Origin of the sequence: Clostridium sp., assembly GCF_051278035.1 — a bacterium.
Lineage (GTDB): Bacteria > Bacillota > Clostridia > Clostridiales > Clostridiaceae > Clostridium_AD.
On sequence record NZ_JBNMNU010000004.1, the window covers coordinates 43,545 to 61,372 of the forward strand.

The 17,828-nt window shown below is 30.7% G+C and carries 16 protein-coding genes and 1 pseudogene; 8 read left to right on the forward strand and 9 right to left on the reverse strand.

Translation table 11 applies throughout. From position 1 onward, the window contains the following. Positions 1–7: 7 nt before the first annotated feature. Both ACJAX4_RS01585 and ACJAX4_RS01590 read right to left on the reverse strand, forming a co-directional pair. On the reverse strand, positions 8–3,142 hold the full coding sequence (locus ACJAX4_RS01585; protein WP_435787699.1) for an AAA family ATPase: 3,135 nt from the start codon (positions 3,140–3,142) through the stop codon (positions 8–10). Positions 3,143–3,144: 2 nt separating this feature from the next. Then, positions 3,145–4,320, reverse strand: coding sequence for an exonuclease SbcCD subunit D (locus ACJAX4_RS01590; protein ID WP_435787700.1), 1,176 nt, complete (start codon positions 4,318–4,320; stop codon positions 3,145–3,147). Between the two features lie 243 nt (positions 4,321–4,563). Between ACJAX4_RS01590 and ACJAX4_RS01595 the strand changes: the two genes are divergently transcribed. Beyond that, complete coding sequence (locus ACJAX4_RS01595; protein WP_435787701.1) at positions 4,564–5,976, forward strand: ATP-binding protein; 1,413 nt, start codon at positions 4,564–4,566, stop codon at positions 5,974–5,976. 47 nt (positions 5,977–6,023) lie between these two features. Here ACJAX4_RS01595 and ACJAX4_RS01600 read toward each other — a convergent pair whose 3' ends face one another. Then, positions 6,024–6,644, reverse strand: coding sequence for a response regulator (locus ACJAX4_RS01600; RefSeq protein ID WP_435787702.1), 621 nt, complete (start codon positions 6,642–6,644; stop codon positions 6,024–6,026). Next, complete coding sequence (locus ACJAX4_RS01605) at positions 6,641–7,375, reverse strand: sensor histidine kinase (protein WP_435787715.1); 735 nt, start codon at positions 7,373–7,375, stop codon at positions 6,641–6,643. Before ACJAX4_RS01605 ends, ACJAX4_RS01600 begins: the two co-directional genes overlap by 4 nt. A 73-nt stretch (positions 7,376–7,448) precedes the next feature. Between ACJAX4_RS01605 and ACJAX4_RS01610 the strand changes: the two are divergent. The 5 genes and pseudogenes from ACJAX4_RS01610 to hydG all read left to right on the forward strand — a co-directional run. Continuing rightward, positions 7,449–7,847: pseudogene (locus ACJAX4_RS01610) on the forward strand (ATP-binding cassette domain-containing protein); the annotation flags it as partial. Between the two features lie 52 nt (positions 7,848–7,899). Next, positions 7,900–8,250 (forward strand): ABC transporter permease, encoded by a 351-nt coding sequence (locus tag ACJAX4_RS01615; RefSeq protein WP_435787703.1) that lies wholly within the window; start codon positions 7,900–7,902, stop codon positions 8,248–8,250. Continuing rightward, positions 8,237–8,605: a hypothetical protein gene (locus tag ACJAX4_RS01620; protein ID WP_435787704.1), complete on the forward strand. Its 369-nt coding sequence runs from the start codon at positions 8,237–8,239 to the stop codon at positions 8,603–8,605. Before ACJAX4_RS01615 ends, ACJAX4_RS01620 begins: the two co-directional genes overlap by 14 nt. Before the next feature lie 25 nt (positions 8,606–8,630). Continuing rightward, a complete protein-coding gene (locus ACJAX4_RS01625) occupies positions 8,631–9,404 on the forward strand; it encodes an ABC transporter permease (protein ID WP_435787705.1) in 774 nt (257 codons plus the stop codon). 135 nt (positions 9,405–9,539) lie between these two features. Then, positions 9,540–10,955, forward strand: a complete 1,416-nt coding sequence (gene hydG, locus ACJAX4_RS01630) for a [FeFe] hydrogenase H-cluster radical SAM maturase HydG (RefSeq protein ID WP_435787706.1) — start codon at positions 9,540–9,542, stop codon at positions 10,953–10,955. Between the two features lie 40 nt (positions 10,956–10,995). Here the strand turns inward: hydG and ACJAX4_RS01635 are convergent, their stop codons facing one another. Then, positions 10,996–11,649, reverse strand: a complete 654-nt coding sequence (locus ACJAX4_RS01635) for a pentapeptide repeat-containing protein (protein ID WP_435787707.1) — start codon at positions 11,647–11,649, stop codon at positions 10,996–10,998. A 415-nt stretch (positions 11,650–12,064) separates the two neighbouring features. Here ACJAX4_RS01635 and gltS point away from each other — a divergent pair, with 415 nt between their 5' ends. Continuing rightward, complete coding sequence (gene gltS / locus ACJAX4_RS01640) at positions 12,065–13,264, forward strand: sodium/glutamate symporter (protein WP_435787708.1); 1,200 nt, start codon at positions 12,065–12,067, stop codon at positions 13,262–13,264. A gap of 94 nt (positions 13,265–13,358) precedes the next feature. On the opposite strand, the gene ACJAX4_RS01645 is transcribed toward gltS, so the two are convergent. After that, positions 13,359–13,940 (reverse strand): hypothetical protein, encoded by a 582-nt coding sequence (locus ACJAX4_RS01645; RefSeq protein WP_435787709.1) that lies wholly within the window; start codon positions 13,938–13,940, stop codon positions 13,359–13,361. 121 nt (positions 13,941–14,061) lie between these two features. Beyond that, a complete protein-coding gene (locus ACJAX4_RS01650; RefSeq protein ID WP_435787710.1) occupies positions 14,062–14,802 on the reverse strand; it encodes a M15 family metallopeptidase in 741 nt (246 codons plus the stop codon). Positions 14,803–15,093: 291 nt separating this feature from the next. On the opposite strand from ACJAX4_RS01650, the gene ACJAX4_RS01655 reads away from it, so the two are divergent. Then, entirely contained in the window at positions 15,094–15,477 is a 384-nt protein-coding gene (locus ACJAX4_RS01655; protein WP_435787711.1) for a thioesterase family protein, read from the forward strand. 100 nt (positions 15,478–15,577) lie between these two features. Here the strand turns inward: ACJAX4_RS01655 and ACJAX4_RS01660 are convergent, their stop codons facing one another. Together ACJAX4_RS01660 and ACJAX4_RS01665 are read right to left on the reverse strand one after the other, a co-directional pair. Continuing rightward, positions 15,578–16,366 (reverse strand): YIP1 family protein, encoded by a 789-nt coding sequence (locus ACJAX4_RS01660; RefSeq protein ID WP_435787712.1) that lies wholly within the window; start codon positions 16,364–16,366, stop codon positions 15,578–15,580. 176 nt (positions 16,367–16,542) lie between these two features. After that, the coding region (locus ACJAX4_RS01665) for a hemolysin family protein (protein ID WP_435787713.1) at positions 16,543–17,828 on the reverse strand (1,286 nt) is incomplete at its 5' end.

The following is a 17,828-nucleotide window of genomic DNA, read 5'->3' on the forward strand; positions in this document are numbered from 1 at the left end:
TATATAATCAAACTTTAAATTCTGCCATGCTACCCTTACTTGTAGAACTTACCTCAAGTCTTGCATCTATTCTTTCTTTAAGTTCTGGTACATGAGATATTATACCAACTAATCTTGAGTCCTTTTGCAAATCCATAAGACATTCTATTGCATTATCTAGGGATTCTGGGTCTAGAGTTCCAAATCCCTCATCTATGAACATAGTATCTAATTGTATGCCACCAGCATAAGCTTGAACTACATCAGCCAAGCCTAACGCCATAGATAATGAAGCTTTAAAACCTTCTCCACCTGATAGTGTCTTCACATCTCTTGCTTTTCCTGTGTAATTATCAAATACCTCCAGTTCTAAGCCTTGGCCTTTTCTTTTATCACCAATTTCTTGCTTTCTTAATAATTCGAATCTACCTGAGGTCATTTTATTGAACCTGATGTTTGCAGCCATAATAATATCCTCAAAATATGCAGCTAGCACATATCTTTCAAAGCTTATTTTCTTAGAGTTATCACCATTAATAATGTTTGATAATTTGCCTACTATTTCATACTTCTTTTCATCAATTTCTATCTTTTTACTATACTCTTCACAATCTTCAAGCATTAAACTATTATTTCTTATTCTCGCGAATAGCTCCATTTGTTCTTTGTTTAATGATTTGAATATAATATCTTCGCTTACTAATTTGTCTTTTAATATTTCCAAATCAACTCTTATTAACCCTTCAATTTCCTTTAATGATGCTTCATACAATTTTTTCACACCAGATAAATTAATATTAAACTCATTTATTTCCACGTCAAGATTCTCAATTTTTTCTTCAGTTAAACTACTGCTCTTATAATCGTCGTATCCACTAAACCCTAGTTCTAATACATTTTCTTTGAATACACTTACTGCTTTCTTAAATTCTTCATCTGCATTTTCTTTCATTTCGTTTGTTCTTTTATTTCTTCCCATCTCTTGGTCCAGGTTACCCTTTATTTTGCTAAAGGCACTTTCTGCATCTTCATATGTTTTTTTAAGAGCCTTTTGCCTCTCACTTAAATCTATTCCAATTTGAACTAGTTTTCCTACATTTTTCATTTCACCCTTAAAATCATTTTTTATACTATCTAAGGTATTTTTTGCCGCACGTAAATTCCCATCTTCTAAAACATGTTCTTCATTCTTTAGTTCAAGTTCACTTCTTAAGTTCTCATTGTTTTTTTGGGTAATATCCCTGGCTTGTATTTTTTCACTTTCTTTATTAATCATAGTACTTAAGATTTGCATTTTATTTTTAAGCTCTAATAGTATGGCAGTATTACTTGTAACTAGCACATTTACCTCAGCGCTGATATCCATAACTTGATAATTGTCCCCTTTATTTAGTAGCTCTTTAACACCAGGTGTAATAGAATTTTCATTTATAGATTTTAATGAAGAGTTAATATTCGTTAATTCATTTAAATTTTTATCCCTTTGATCTCTAACCTGTTCTAGAGATTCTTTACTGATTTTTACAGCCTCTTCAGTTATTTCACTATTTTCTAATTTAGCAAGGTTCGGATGATGAATTGATCCACAAACCGGGCATGATGCTCCTTCTTGTAAGTTACTTGCAAGTATTCCAGCTTGGTTTTTTCTAAATGTATCTTCTAAGAGTTCAAATTCTTCCTTTAACACTTTAAATCTTCCATCTATTTCTTTGAAATTCTCTGTGGCTTTTTTATGTTTTCCATCCTCATTAATCCATAAATTAATATCACTACGAAGTCTGTCTAATTTATCTTTTTTGTTGCTTTCATTTATTTGTTTAATTTTTAAGGTTCCATTTTCCTCTTTAGCTTTTTTAATCTCTTCTAACTCATTATTAATTAGCTCTATTTTTTTATCATTTTGGGCGCTGTTTAACCCTATTGCCTTTATTCTGTCTTTTATTTCTTTAACTTTTTTATCTAAACTCTCTAGGATAACCTTGTTTTTTTCGTATGCATTGGCCTTATCCTTTAGTCTTTGGTTTTCATCCATATCCTTAATCAACTGACTTTTTTCGTTTTCCTTGCCTTGCTCATCTTTAAACTTCTTCTCAGCTTTTTTATAACTTTCAGTATATATCTCTATTTTTTTATTTATTTCTTCTATTTCTTTTTTTAATTCCTTGATTTCCTTATTTTTGTCATTATACTTATCTTCATACCTTTTAGCAGTTAGAGCTTTCTTACCTCTAAAAAGCACACTGCCTTTATTTTTAAACTGTTCAACCTGTTGATTAAGCTTGTCTAGTTCTCCCTTGTTTTTTTCTAAGTTGTAAAACCTCTTATTATTAGCTTCACCAAGAGTCTTTTCACTTGATATTTTATCTATAAGCTTACGGGTTTCTTCTATTTTTTCTTCTAACTTCTTTTCTTTCTCCCTATCCCCTTCGATAAATTTATAAAAACAGCTCATTACAAGTTCTATATTGTGTTTATCAGCATTTATTAGCCTAAATAATCCATCATCCACTCCACTGCAAATAAAACTTCTTATTTTATTCGATCTATCTCTCTCAACCTGTTCAATGCTTCTTTTTAGTTTATTTGATTGTTCCTTTATGTTATTTTGGATACTTTGAAAAATTTCTGTTCCAAATATTTTTCTAAATATATCTTCTTTTTCATCACTTTTCGCATTTAAAAGTCTCTTGAACTCTCCCTGTGGTATCATTACTAATTGTTTAAATTGTTCTGTGGTTATACCAAGAATATTTTCTACTTCTTTAGTTACTTGATTTACACCTGTTACTGTTTTATCCTTAGAAAGTTTAATCTCAGCACTAGGTTTGTTTTCTACAAAGCCATCCCCTCTTTGTTTAGGCTTTATATATGATGGTGTTCTTTTTACATAGTATTCCTTTTCTCTTAATGAAAACCAAAGTTCAACCTCAGTAGGCGTCTTAAGGTCTGCAAAGTCACTTCTAAGTGATTTTGGCTCCCTATCACAACCATTTGCCTCACCATACAGTGCAAAGTTTATAGCATCAAAAATTGTTGTTTTCCCGGCTCCAGTGTTTCCTGTAATAACAAACATGTTTTTATCTTGCAGATTTTTTTCGAAATCTAATTCTTGTTTTGTTGCATAGGGTCCAAATCCATTTATTATAAGCTTACGAATCTTCATTACTATAAACCTCCTTTTTCAGCCTTTTCTATGATTTTCACCATAACCTCGGTCTCCTCTTCAGAACACTTTTCACCTATTATGTCCTCATAAAAGTTATCAAAAAGGCCAAGCTTAGATTTTTCTCGTACATTAATTGCTACTGTTCCTGTACTTGTTATTTTTATCCTATCTTCTCTTGTAAGTTCCATAACATTCGGATAAACACTTCTTAGCTTTGACATAGGATCTAAAATTTCTCCCTTATCTTTTAACACTACCTTTATGTAGTCCTCTTTATTATCTAAACTGCTTACATCATTCTTTATTAGTTCTTTTAATTCTCCTGTAATAATTCTAAAATCTCTTCTCGGCTTAAACTCATGAAAGTCTATTTCCACTTCGCCCTTATCATCTAAATTTACAATAGTTATGCCCTTTTTTTGTTTGGTTTCTGAGAAAGAGTATTTTAAAGGCGACCCAGCATATCGCATCTTGTTTGTTCCAACCTTTTGCGGTCCATGTAAATGACCAAGGGCAGTATAACTAAAAGTATGAAAATAAGCTGCATTAATAAGTTCTGTTCCCCCAATTGATAATGGCTTCTCTGATTCGCATTCCTCGAGCGGTGCAGTTACCTCACCATCATTTTTCATATATGAAACATATCCATGTGCGATTGCCACATTTCTCTCATCTTTATTTATATTATTAACAATAGAATCTACTATCTTCTTCATAGCATCGTCATGATTTCTGATACTTTCATCCTCAAACAAATCTCTAACTACTGGTGGGTCTGCATAAGGAATAGGGTAAAAGTTTACTGGACCATGTTCATCATTAATAGTAATCTTTTGTATTTCACTTTTTAAAGTTCCACTAATATATAAACCACTTTCCCTTAAAAGTTCGCTGGCAAAATCTATTCTTTCATTACTATCATGATTTCCAGCTATCGCTATTATCGGGGTCTTTAACTCCTTAACTATTTTACCTAATACCTTGTTAAGTAATTCTATAGCTTGTACAGGTGGAACTGATCTATCATATAAATCACCGGCTATTAATACAACATCTGGTTTTTCCTTTTTAATCTCTTCATAAAGTTGCTTCATTATAACTTCTTGGTCCTCAGTCATATAAAATCCATTAACAGATTTACCTATATGCCAATCCCCTGTATGGAAAATCTTCATAAATTTACACCTCCGGATATATCTTATATTTTTAGATAAAGGTCATTAATTCCATCTAAATCTTACTATTATTATATATCCCCTAATCATTTTTGAAAAGCCCTCAAATAGTTGAAGCAATCTGTTTCTCTAAGGCAAATTCTAGATTAGTAGCCTCGTAGAGACTTAAATAAATATAGACATATTTGTAGAATACTTGTATAATGAAGTCAGTATCTATCCGAAACTTCTGGAGGAAACTTTATGAAATTATCAAAGATAAGTCCTGTACATTATACTATTATTTTAAGCTGTATAAATTGTTTTATGGTATTTATATGGTTATTTTTATACAGTGAAAAAATTAAACTAAGTTATGTTACTATGATATTTATAATTACATTATTGTTAATTATAAATTTAACGGCATTAGTAATAGCAATAACTAATAAGAATTCCATAAAAGAACGAGAATATACACTTGAAATGTATGAAGCAATTATAGAAGCCTCCCCTAACGCTATTTTTATTCATAGAAAGCTTAAATTCATTTATGCAAATAGCAAAGTAAAAGAGCTTTTCGATTTAGAAGATTCTTCTGAGCTAATAGGGAATCCAGTGGAAGATTTCATTAATTTAAATAAAGATGTAATAGGGCCTGCACGACTCGAGAATGCCCTTAATGAAACAGAATTTGAACCCTTAGTAGAAGAAGTGCTTTTCATGAAAAATGGACGAAAGATTGAACTGGAAATACTTTCAACACCTATTAAAATAAATAACATAATATGTGTATTGAATTTGTGTAAAAATATTACTGAAAAAAAACGAATTGCAGAACTAGAAAAAAAAATTGAACTCGAAGAGAAAAAATTGAGAGCTAGTATAGAACTGGATAAATTAAAGGAAGATTTTTTTGCAAATTTATCTCATGAACTTAGAACACCTTTAACCATAATTTTAGGAACTATACAACTACTTGAAATAAACTCTAAATCACAAGAAAGTGACTTAGATAAAATTTATAAAGTAATTAAGCAAAATTGTTACCGATTATTAAAATTAGTTAATAATTTATTAGATATTACAAAAATAGATGCTGGATATTTTAGCATCCGTACTGGTAAGTATAATATAATATCTATAGTCGAGGATAGTGCTCTTTCAGTTATAAATTATGTAGAAAGTAATGGCCTTAACATTATTTTCGATACAAATATAGAAGAGAAAATAATCAGTTGTGATGTAGATAGTATAGAAAGAATTATGTTGAATTTATTATCAAATGCTATAAAATTCACACCAAAAGGCGGTACCATATTTGTTAATGTTATTGTTGAAGATAATAGCGTAAAGATTTCAGTAAAAGACACTGGAATAGGCATTAAAAAAGATCATCTAGATTTAATATTTGACAGATTCAGACAGGTAGATAAATCTTTTACTAGAAATCATGAAGGCAGTGGCATAGGGTTATCACTAGTTAAATCGCTAGTTGAGATGAATGGAGGAAGCATATCTTTACTCAGCGAGTATGGGAAGGGCAGTAAATTCACAATAGAATTTTTCACGGAAAATGTTGAGATAAGTCAAGATGTAGATAAAACTATAGAAACTGAAAATTTTATATATGAGAAAATTAATATAGAGCTTTCTGACTTATTGGCAAAAACTTAAATTATTCTATATCAATTTTGGATACCCGTTCTTTTATATTATAGATTTTATTTGTTTTTATAATAAAAAATCGCCATTTGAGTTCGATCACGAATATTAAGCTTTTCTAGAATAGAACTAATATAATTTCTTATAGTACCCTCGCTTAAGAATAATTTCTCAGCAATTTCTTTATTGTTGAGTCCGCTAGCCACTTTAACTATAATTTCAAATTCCTTTTCGTTTATATCAAAGTCTGAGAATTTAAGTTTATTTTTTTCTGTAATTAAAGATGGTATTTTTGTTATTATTTCCTCGCCGAAGACTGTTTGACCCATTTGTACTGCTTTTAGACAAGTAACTATACTTTCAAAGTTTTGCTTCAAAAGATAACCCTTAGATCCTATATTTAAAGCTTTTATAATGTATTCATCATCCAAAACTGTAGTAAGAAATAATATCTTAGCATCCTTGTGGTTTTTTAGAATTATTTCCGCTCCACTAAGACCTGTCATTGTATCCATTCGTATATCCATTAGTAGTATGTCAGGTTTTAGTGTTTCATATAGTTCTACTGCCATCTTACCGTTATAGCCTAGTGCTACCACTTCTATATCAGCATCTTCTTCTAATATGACTTTTAAGGAGACACAAACTAATTTATCATCATCTATAATTAAAACCCTCATTTTAGAGCCTCCTTTGGAATAGATATAAATATTTTGAAACCATTATCAGTGTTTATATTAATATTACCGTTAAGTGCGGCAACTCTATCTAGTATATTCCTAACACCTATACCATTTTCAGTGTTATAGTTTTTCACAACTCCGTTGTCTTCAATAATTAGCTGATAAAAACTGGGGTGCTCATTAATGGTTATTGTAACATCTGTGGCATTAGAATGCTTGATTATGTTAGATGTCGCTTCCTTAACTATTGATACAAATGAATATTTCACTCTTTTACAAGGATTTTCACTAATGTCATAGTTAAGCTTAATAGGGCAAAAGGTGAATTCTTTTGTAAGAGCATAGATTTGATCATGGAGATCTATAGAATCACCATGAAGGTCATGTACACTCGTCCTAACACTATCCATGCCTTGTGATATTGTATTCTTAACCCGCTCAAGGCTTTCTTTCATATTTGAATCCTTATTAATAACTATTAATGCTCCAATTTGTAAAAGACACCGTGATAAAATATGACCTAGGTTATCGTGTATTTCTCGCGCTATCCTATTTCGCTCACTTAAAGTGGCAAGATTTATTTCATAATCTTTACTAGATATTAATGTCGCGTTTTGTTCCTCTAGTACTGTAGATAACTCCGATGATTTATCTCTAAAATTAATATACTCACATTTAAGCTTAGAGGTAGAACTAGTACGTAGATTTAGAAGTATAGTTAACGCCATAAATGAAAAGGTAATTAAAATAGTTGTATTAGTTATATTCCCTATATTAATTATAATTGGTATAGGCGCAAATATATATATAACGGATAAACACAAGAGGAAAGTACTTGTAGAGGAAGCTATAGATTTCGTTGCACTAAATGACTATAAAAAGTTTTATCCAAAGAAATTAAGCGGCGGACTTTTGCGTCGGCTCAACATAGCTTGTGGTATAGCTCATAAACCTAAACTCCTAATCCTTGATGAGCCGACTGTTGCAGTAGATCCTCAAAGTAGAAATAATATTCTATCCGGAATCAAAAAACTAAATCAAAATGGGGCTACAATTATATACACTACTCATTATATGGAAGAAGTAGAGCAACTTTGTGATCGAATAGCAATACTAGACAAAGGTAAAACTGTGGCTCTTGGAACTAAAGAGGAATTAAAATCCATGATAAATATCGGCGAAAAAATCACTGTCGAGATATTTAATTTTCGCTTTAAAAATTGATTTCGGTAATCAACTACCTTATATTCTAGTGCTTTGTTTTGTAGGATGTTCAACAGGAATTTCCTTAGGCACTATGGTTGGTGCATTAGTAAAAAAAGGCGAAGGTTTAAAAACTGCAATATTAATAGGTATTTTTATGACAGGATCTTTCTTAGCAGGGATGATGTATGTAGATATGAAGTATATTGTAGAAAAAAGCATGCCAATATTGTCATATATTAATCCAGCAGCACTTATTACCGATGGATTTTACACCTTATATTATTATAATACCCACCAAAGATTTTTTATAAATATTTCTCTCCTAACTGTTTTATCCATAGTGTTTTGTACAGTAACCTATTTCGTTATAAGGAGGCAAAGGTATGCCAGTCTTTAAAGTTTATTTTAAAATCATCAAAGCAAATATGGGACAAATGAGTATATATTTAGTATTCTTCTTAGCGTTGTCCTTTGCAATTTCTAAGTCATCAGCACCGAAAAGTGGAGAACTCTTCTCTCAAACTAAGACAAATATAGCCTTCATAAATTTAGGAGAAAACACTACTCTAACAAAAGGATTTAAGGAGTATTTATCAAAACATGTAAACTTTATTGACATTGAAAATGATAAGGGAAAATTACAAGATGCGCTCTTTTTTAGGGATGTGGAGTATATAGTAACTATACCTAAAAATTTTACTGATGATTTTTTACAGGGAAAATCCGTACAGCTAAAAAACTGTAGTACCTAGCTCTACTACTAAAATGTACGTTGATATGGCAATTAATAAATATTTAAATTTGGCAAGAGTATATGTTAATAATATCCCAGGAATAACAGAGGAAAATTTAGTAATGGAAGTATCTAAGGCAGCAACCTCTGAATCGCAAGTACAATTACAAACCTTTGGAGATAAAAAACAGAATACTGCCTTTGCTGTAACCTATTTTAATTATCTTGCTTATTCACTATTTGGAATACTAATACTTGGGGTCAGTTCAATTTTAATGGTATTTAATGATAAAAATTTAAAACGTAGAAACCTATGCTCCCCAATGAAAAATAGAACCTTTAACTTGCAATTGATTATGGGAAATCTAGTTTTTGCTCTTGTTTTTTATGGGCTTATGACAGGTTTGGGTTTCATCGTCAATATTAAAAATATGATGTCTTATAATGGCTTGTTATTTTGTATTAATGCTTTAGTGTTTACTGTAGCAGCATTAAGTACAAGTTACCTTGTAGGACTTTTAATAAAAAATAGAAATGCGCAATCCTCCATTGCCAATATCCTATCATTAGGATTTTCCTTCATAAGCGGGGTATTTGTACCACAATTTCTATTGAGTGATAAAGCTTTAACTATAGCTAGCCTTACTCCAACCTACTGGTATGTAAAAGCTAACAATGTCATAGGAACCCTTTCAAATTTCAGCATTGATAATCTTTCAGAAGTATTCTCATATATGCTAATAGAACTAGGTTTTGCTATTGCTGTTTTCTCAGTACCTTTAGTTGTAAGTAAACAAAAAAGAGTAACTAATAGTTGACAATAGCCCTGCTAAGTTTTAAAATTATATATATCTTATAAGTTAGATTTTCTGTCTTATGAGACATATAAAATTAAAACTGTTACCCAATTGCAAGGAGTTTTTCTAAGCAAAAAGAGAAGGAGGATATTTTAAATGAAAGAATATTTAGCAAGTGAATTTATAGTAGAAGAAGAAATAAGAGCTTCTATGGCGGAGGGTCTTGAAAAAGTAAAAGATTCAGAGAATGTAAGAAAAATTTTAGATAAAGCTAAAACTTGTGTAGGTCTTACACATAGAGAGGCTGCAATACTATTAAATATTGAGGATAAAGAAATTCTTGAGGAAATGTATTCAACTGCAAAAATCATAAAGGAAACTATTTATGGCAAGAGAATTGTTTTATTTGCACCTCTTTATGTAAGTAGTTATTGTGTAAATGGATGTACTTATTGTGGTTATAAATGTTCTAATAATTCCTTTACAAGAAAAAAATTAACTATGGATGAAATTGAAAAAGAAATAATAGTTTTAGAAGGAATGGGACATAAAAGAATAGTTATAGAAGCAGGAGAAGACCTAACTAATTGTTCTTTAGATTATCTCATTGAATGTTTAAACAAAATTTATTCTGTTAAATTTGATAATGGAAGTATAAGAAGAATTAATATAAATATTGCAGCTACAACCGTAGAAAATTATAAAAGATTAAAAGCTGCTGACATTGGCACCTATGTTCTATTTCAAGAGAGTTATAATAAAGAAATTTATGAGAAATACCATCCTAAGGGACCAAAGCATAATTACAATTATCACACTACTGCAATGGATAGAGCAATGGAGGCCGGTATTGGCGATGTAGGAATAGGTGTACTATACGGATTATACGATTATCAATATGAAACTATAGGTATGCTAATGCATGCAGAACATCTAGAAGAAGCTTTCGGTGTTGGACCCCACACACTTTCAGTGCCTAGGCTTAGAGCTGCAGAAGGCGTGGATATTAAGGATTTCCCACACTTAGTAAATGATGAACAATTCAAGAAATTAGTCGCAGTCTTAAGAATGGCAGTTCCCTATACAGGAATGATGTTATCAACTAGAGAAGAACCTGGCTATAGAGAAGAAGTACTTGCACTTGGTATTTCACAATTAAGTGCTGGCTCATGCACCGGAGTTGGTGCATACTCTGAAGAACATGGTATCAGTAAATCAGATGAGAAGCCACAGTTTGAGATCGGAGATCACCGTTCACCTATGGAAGTAGTAAAAGAGTTATGTGAAAGTGGATATGTTCCAAGCTATTGTACCGCCTGTTATAGAGAAGGAAGAACAGGGGATAGATTTATGCCTCTTGCTAAGTCTGGACAAATCCATAACATTTGCCAACCTAATGCTCTCTTAACCTTCAAAGAATACCTTTTAGATTATGCTGATGATGAACTAAAAGAATTAGGAGAAAAGGTTATAGAACAAGGACTTAAGGATATTCCAAAGGATGTAGCAAGAAAAGCCGCTATAGAAAAGCTTAAGAGAATTGAAGCTGGAGAAAGAGATTTGAGATTTTAAGGATAAAGTAAAAGGTGCCACGTTGGTGGCACCTTTTACTTTATTTTATAATAAGACCTAGTATAGAAGAAAGAGAAACTGCTTGCATAGTAGTAACTTTTGCACCTTTTACGTCAGCAATATTCACTCCAATTCCTTCAATCTCGCAACTAGTAAAATCTATTCCCTTAAGGCTTGTGAAATTCATCTGAGACTGATTTAAATTAGATTCTTTAAATTCAACTTTTACAAACTTTGAATTTTGGAAATCTGAGGAACGTAATTGACACCTTAGAAATGCAACTTCCTTAGAGTTAGAATAACTGAAAAAAGCGAATTCACCATTACAATTCTCAAATATTACATTTCTAAAGGTGCCTTCATTTAAATTAATACCAATGATTTTACAATTCACAAATTCTACTTTATGTAAGGATGCCTCATTAAAGTCTACATTTGATAAGTCACAATTTTCAAATCTCACATCCATCATTTCTATTCGCCTGAATTTTATCTTATTAAAAATAACATTTTTAAATATTACTTGTTTAAACGCAATTCTGTCTGCTTCATGGTTTTCTAAAGAACAATCACTAATTGTTCCAAAAGAAAAAATGCTTTCATCCTCAATATTTTCTTTAGAAATGTCTATTATATCTAAATCGCTATCAAATTTAGGCCTTAAAACTTTTGTTTTTATTTGTCTTACTTCCATATTATCTTACCCCCATTTAATCTTAAATAAAATATTTTAAATATTAACCAATTATCATAACTTCAATTATTACCCCTATTATTAATTTTTTATTTGTATATTTGCGTAGTATTTTGTAGTTAATTGTAACCTGACCGTATAATGTATATTATACCATAAATACTCACTTTTAAACTTGAAGTCTAACTCAAGTGTGTGAAGTTTCCACTTAAAATATAATAGCTTACTAATGAAAATAGAAAAAATCTGTTTTCATTAATAAGCTATTAACATGTAGCGGTTGCTATATAAAAGAGTTAATAGAAGAAGCTACATATTAAATATTTTTTTACGGATAAATGAAAACGTTTTATATTGAAACCGGCAATTAATATTAGCTTTTTTACTTAATAAAAATTTTGAGGGGGAAAAGAAAATGATTTTAGAATTAGATATGGTTCAATCTGCGGCCTTAGCAGTTGTAGTTTTATTTATAGGTCAAATGTTAAAAAATAAATTAACGTTCTTAAATAAATACTGTATACCTGCACCAGTAATCGGCGGAGTACTTTTTGCCATTATGACACTCATATTAAAACAAACCGACGTATTGGTTTTTGCATTTGATGTTGCACTGCAAAAATTCTTTATGACTGCGTTCTTTACAACAATTGGGTTTACAGCAAGCTTTACACTTCTAAAAAAAGGCGGAAAACAAGTTTTCATTTTCCTAGGAATAGCTGTATTTCTTGTAATTTGTCAAGACATTACAGGTGTTGTATTTGCTAAGATATTCGGCTTAAATCCACTTATAGGACTTTCTACTGGTTCAGTACCTATGGTTGGTGGACACGGAACTGCAGGTGCATTTGGTCCAGTATTTGAAAAAGCAGGTGCTGTAGGAGCAAATACAGTAGCAATGGCCTCAGCTACATTTGGATTAATAATGGGTAGTATGCTTGGAGGTCCAATAGCTAAGAAACTAATTGAAAAACATAATCTTGCGCCTTCAATGCAATCGATTAAATCCGAATCAGAAGTTGCCGCAACGAAAGAAATTAATTCTAAGAAATTGGTACCCGATAACTTTATGCATGCTACAACTCAGCTTTTTATAGCTATGGGTATTGGAACAATAATATCTTATTTTTTAGAAAAAACAGGGGTTACATTCCCTGCATATATTGGGGCAATGTTTGCAGCTGCAATTATAAGAAACTTCTCAGATTCAACAAATATATTTAAGATTTATGCAGATGAAATTGATATTATAGGAAATGTATCATTATCTATATTCTTATCTATGGCTTTAATGGGATTAAAATTATGGCAATTAGCTGATTTAGCATTACCACTTATAGTGATGCTCGCAGCTCAAGCATTAATAATTGCACTTGTTGCTTACTTTATAACATTTAATGTTATGGGAAGAGATTATGAAGCAGCAGTAATGTCTGGTGGTACTTGCGGATTTGGTATGGGTGCTACACCTAATGCTATGGCAAATATGGAAGCTCTTACAAAAAACTATGGTATTGCACCAAGGGCGTTCTTTATTGTTCCACTAGTAGGAAGTTTATTCATAGATTTCTTCAACGCTGGTATTATAACAACGTTTATGAATTTCTTTGGCTAAATAGTACATGAGTAAATATTACTAACATATATTTTTCTATTAACAAAGGTATAGGCTTTTAAGTCTATACCTTTATTAATATCTTTTATATTTCTTAAGGTGTATATTGTCCTTCTACTTTTACAACAACATTATTTTCAGCATAGATATAACATAACATATTCTCATTCTCACTAGAAATATTTTTAAAATCATTATAAGAAACAGAATGGTTATAACCATCACCGTTAAATGGATCTATCCAACATCCTAGAATATTTAGTGAGGCATTATCAGCTATAATATAGCTCTTTCTCTCTTGGTTGCTATTAACAATATAGTAATCATCATATACAAAGTATTCGCCATTCTCATATTCTGCATCTCCATTTTTTTTAGCTGCTTCAATAGCTTCTTTGCCCATCAGAAATTGTACATCGTCAAATTTCAAATATTTCTTTCCGTCTTCTTCATATACCTTAGCTATATAACCAATTTGCTTTGATTTTACTATTGGCTTCGACTTAACAATAACTTGCATTTTTATATTTTTTTTATGATTTTGATCAGTTTCGGTAAAATTTTGTGCCCCATTAATTTTTATAAAATTAGCAGTTACTCCTAAAATAACCACCAAAGCTATTACAGCTAGTACAATTATAACCTTTACTTTGTGTTTATCTAAAATAGAACTCATAAAACATTCAATCCTCCCTTATAATTCCATTACTATAATATTCATCAAAAGTACAATTTATCATATTGACAAAAAATAAAAAAAACTGCTAAAATTTATTTAGCAGTGCACCAAATTTTTTTTATTTATTTGCAATACTTATATTTAAATATTCCTCTAATGTAATCCCATTGCACGCAATTTGACTCGCCGCATCATTTCCAACATACCTTATATGCCAAGGTTCATAATCATAACCAGTAATTCGTTCTTTTCCCTCTGGATAGCGAATTATATAACCATATTTATAGCAGTTTTCGACAATCCATTTGTAAGCTTTTGTGTCCTTAAACCCTTCATCTAAAGTTGTGTATTCATTTGAAAGTACATCCATAGCGAGCCCCGTTTGATGTTCACTTTCTCCTGGTTGTGCGACATATTTGTCGGCTTCCTCTTTCCCACTCCTATTCACTTTGTCATTGTAAAGTTTTTCTTGATAAGAATAATTCCTATATCCCGATACTCCAAGTAATATTATATTATCATTCTTAGCAGCATTAAAAAGGCGCTCCAATGCTTCCGCTGAATCCTTCTCCATTTTTCTTACATTCGGATCTCCATTAGCTATAAATTCTACGTTCGGAATTTTAAATTCTCTTATGTAATTATCTTTCGCTAGCACATTTTCTCTATTTACTAGCACTATGCTTGAACCTAATACAGTCACATCTTCTACTTTATTTACATTACCTATCTTCTGAATATTTGTTTTTAGAGTATTGGTTTTGGGAGTATTATTATTGGCAGCTAATTCTACCTGCTTAACTCCTAGCGTACTACAAAGCATTATTAAGATAAAAACACTAAATCTATTACTTTTCATGCCTCACTTCTCCTTCTTTACAATTGCCTTTCACTCAATATTTCTGCCCAATAACTGAAATAATATACAATAAAAAAAAAGGTACCACCTACGTGGCAAGTAAGAAAATAGGTAAAAAAAATAGCGATTCCGCCATGAATTGGTAGAACTACTTAAAATATAAGTTGCTCAAGGTGCTGTAGATATACAACAACTTAGTTTGATTCACTATCATAATGGTGTTAATATAGTACAGTACAGTAATGTATTTGTATATCTAAAAACAATAAATAAAAAAATGGAGTGATAAAAGTGGAATTCAATTTTAATAAAGAGTTAAAAATTTCTGAGATAATAGTGGACAAAAATGACACTGCATCTTCTTATGGATCTGGCAATCTTGATGTTTATGCTACTCCCGCTATGACAGCGCTTATGGAGAATGCAGCAATGAATTGCGTTAAACAAGATATACCTGATGGTTTTACAACTGTTGGTATAGAAATTAATGTTAGACACTTAAAGGCGACACCTATTGGCGTTAAGGTTAGAGCTGAAGCTATATTAGATAAGGCAGAAGGTAAAAAATTAACCTTTAAGGTAGCAGCCTATGATGACATAGGTAAAATAGGTGAAGGAATACATATTAGGTACATAGTTAATTCCGAAGAATTTATCAAAAAAATAATACGTTAAAACATTATATTCAAAAACCCCTATGATTACTATATCATAGGGGTTTAAAAAGCTGGAAATTACGCAAAATTACTTTTGCTACAGCTGTTTTTGTTTTACATTAATATCCATAGCTAAATCTAAATGCACTCTTTATTATACTTGCAATAATTATATATTCGCCCCAAAACATTAGTAAATATGAGATAGGTAATATAAATATTGTTATTTCTTCTGATATATTAGTCACCTCTGTGATTCCTCTAAATAAACTTATCATCGCTACCACCATGCCCGTAAATATTGCTATAAATCCTAATACTGAGCTTATATAAGATAAAATTACACTTAAAAATAATCCTACAATAAAAGGTATAGCCGAACATAAAGTTACTTTTAGAATTGTTAGTGGTGCAACTAAAGATTTAAAACTATGTTTACCAATTAAGTAGTTTGAACCAGCTAATATTATAACGCCAATAATGAATAAAATTACTGAGATAAAAAATATTTTTCCGCCTGACAAACTTTCACTTATAAGCTGTGATATTCCACCAAATCCAAAAATGCTATCTGTAAATAAACTATCCATAATATCTGTGGATATAATCATATTCCACACATTAAGTATTCCAAATAATACCGATAAAAATAAAGCTAAAATACCACATGAATTCTTTTCCAAATTTTTGTCACAATTTAAAACCGTTGAGATTGGTTTTTTCAGCATACCTTTAGTAATTTCTAATATTTCGTTAGCATAAATATTAAAATTATTACTAATCTTACTGTTCATATCATCATTCGAGCTACTATTAAAATGGCTATCTTCTACTATAGACGCACCACAATTCCCACAAAACGGTTCACCTGAACCAGCTTTCTTACCACATTTCCTACAAAAATTCATTATATATCCCCCTTGATAAAAACTACGCACAGGCTATAATTCTACATAGATTCGCAAATCCCTTTATATATATTTAGATTTCGTTAAAATAAATGTTAATTGTATAAAATATGCGTTATATGTCATCTAATACTATAAATAATGCTGCTCTACTTGTAAAAATAGAGCAGCATTATTTATATACATATTTTAATTTTTCCTATTCTTCTCTCTTTAACCTCTTCTATTTTAAATATTACATTTCCATATTCAATAGTCTTGTTTTCATTTTTCTTTGGAATACATCCAAGTAAGCTAACTAAAAAGCCTCCTATTGTATTGTAATTTTCCGACACCAATGTCAAGTGCAGATTATCATTTAATTCATCTATTGAAAGCAATCCATTCACTATATAAGTATTGTTATCCACTTTCCTTATATCAGGTTCATCATAATCATATTCATCTTCAATATTTCCCATAACTTCTTCTATAAGGTCTTTAGTAGTAACTACCCCTGAAAAACCACCATATTCATCTATAAGTACAGCCATATGATTTTTAGCTCTTTTTAATTCTCTAAATAATTCATCTATATTTTTACTCTCATTAACAAAGTAAGGAGAATGTAATATATCCTTAATTTTTACATTTTCAAAACCATTTGTTCTAGCCTCTATTATAAAATCTTTCATGTGAAGTATTCCTATGATATTATCAACATCACCGTCGTACACCGGAACTCTAGAATGCTTTTGCTCTAATAGCTCGTCTAAGAATTCTATAACGGAATCATTTATATTAATCAAAAACACTTCTGTTCTTGGAGTCATAACTTCCTCAGCTGATTTGTCATCAAATTCAATTATATTATTTATCATCTTTTTTGCAGTTTCATTTATAGCGCCACGTTCCTGTCCAACTGCTATAATTGATTTTATTTCCTCTTTTGATAGCTCTTCCTCTATAATTTTACTATTGACACCAGTAATCTCTCCTAAAACATTAGTAGATGCCGTTAGTAACCATACAAAAGGAACAACCAGTTTAGATATATAAAAAATAGGAACTACTGTAACCATTGCAATAGCTTCTGATTTTTGCTTTGCTATTCTCTTTGGAAACAATTCACCAAACACAATCATTATATACGTTAATCCAATAGTTATGCTAGCTAAAGCAATCTGATTACTGTAAGGAACATTTAAATTGTTTAAGTATACTTCAAAATTATTAGATATACCCCTAGCTGCAGATGCACTAGCTACGAATCCAGCAATTGTAATTCCAAATTGAATAGTCAGTAAAAACTTAGTCGGCTCTTCAATAAATTTTACTAAAAGCTGTGCTTTTCTATTACCCTCTTCGGCAAGTTTTTTAATTTTGTTTTTGTTTAATGATACTATTGCCATTTCTGCTGATGCAAAATATGCATTTACAAGTGTTAAAATACCAATTAGTATAAATTGCGCCATTATATTAT